Source organism: Mucilaginibacter sp. P4_G9 (assembly GCF_056400985.1).
Genome location: NZ_JBFUKF010000850.1, coordinates 1 through 902, shown reverse-complemented (window position 1 = coordinate 902; position 902 = coordinate 1). Strand labels below are relative to the sequence as shown.

Below are 902 nucleotides of genomic sequence, written 5' to 3'. Positions count from 1 at the left end.
GGATGGTGTACGCATCTAAATGTGGAGCCTGCCATGGTAAAAATGGAATGGGGGTTTTAAATGCGGCGGGTACAGCATATACATATCCACCGCTTTGGGGCAGGCATAGCTATAATATAGGAGCCAGTATTTATAGCATTTCGAAATTTGCGGGTTATGTAAAAAACAACATGCCTTTTGGGGCCAGTTATAAAAACAAACAACTTACCAACCAGGAAGCCTGGGATGTAGCGGCTTTTGTTAATTCGCAATACCACCCTTTTAAAAATATCAGCGCAGACTGGCCAAATTTGTCTGCCAAACCCTATGACTATCCATTTGGCCCATATGCCGACCATTTGTTTACAAAAGAACAACGCAAATATGGTCCGTTTGCACCGATAGAAAAACATTATAAGTCGCTAATCAACAGAAAATAAAACCTGGCTGGAGGATAATGTTTGGTGGTAAATTTAAGCAGGAGGTTTAAGCGGTATCAATGCTGTAAACTGGCGGTTTGGCGGTATCCCGTTTAATTATTTTACGGGCTTCAAGGTCCAACTTTACGGTCTCGCCGTACCAATGCGCATTGCCCGAAAACGAGGGGTGAACTTTATCGTGAAGCGCCTGCATCAGCTGGGTATGGGTAAGGCTTTGGGTTTGCAAAATTTGCAATATAGCCGCCTTTATTATTTCATACTTTTCGGCAGAAATAATTTTATTCTTTTTATTGCTATCAGGATGTAATGTTTGGATTGTGGTTTCTTTCATTTTAATCCGGTGTAAACGATTATTTGAATTCTAAAAAGCTGTCTAAAAATAAAAAAAGACAGTCATTGCGAGTATCCACCAGGGTAATTCTGGAAAAAATAGGGATGATGTGTTGGGTTTACCACCTCACAACACCCATGTCATTGCGAGCG

2 protein-coding genes are annotated in these 902 nt (G+C 41.0%); one reads left to right on the top strand and one right to left on the bottom strand.

The window, feature by feature from the left end:
- Nucleotides 1-419, top strand: a 419-nt coding sequence (locus tag AC1DPZ_RS28125) for a c-type cytochrome (protein WP_477409748.1), incomplete at its 5' end; no start/stop codon positions are given.
- 46 nt (nucleotides 420-465) lie between these two features.
- On the opposite strand, the gene AC1DPZ_RS28120 is transcribed toward AC1DPZ_RS28125, so the two are convergent.
- Nucleotides 466-750: a DUF6958 family protein gene (locus AC1DPZ_RS28120; protein WP_477409746.1), complete on the bottom strand. Its 285-nt coding sequence runs from the start codon at nucleotides 748-750 to the stop codon at nucleotides 466-468.
- Nucleotides 751-902 lie beyond the last annotated feature (152 nt).

What these genes read in the sequence shown, in the direction of transcription:
- AC1DPZ_RS28120 (WP_477409746.1), bottom strand. Translation starts at nt 750, where the DNA reads ATGAAAGAAACCACAATCCAAACATTACATCCTGATAGCAATAAAAAG.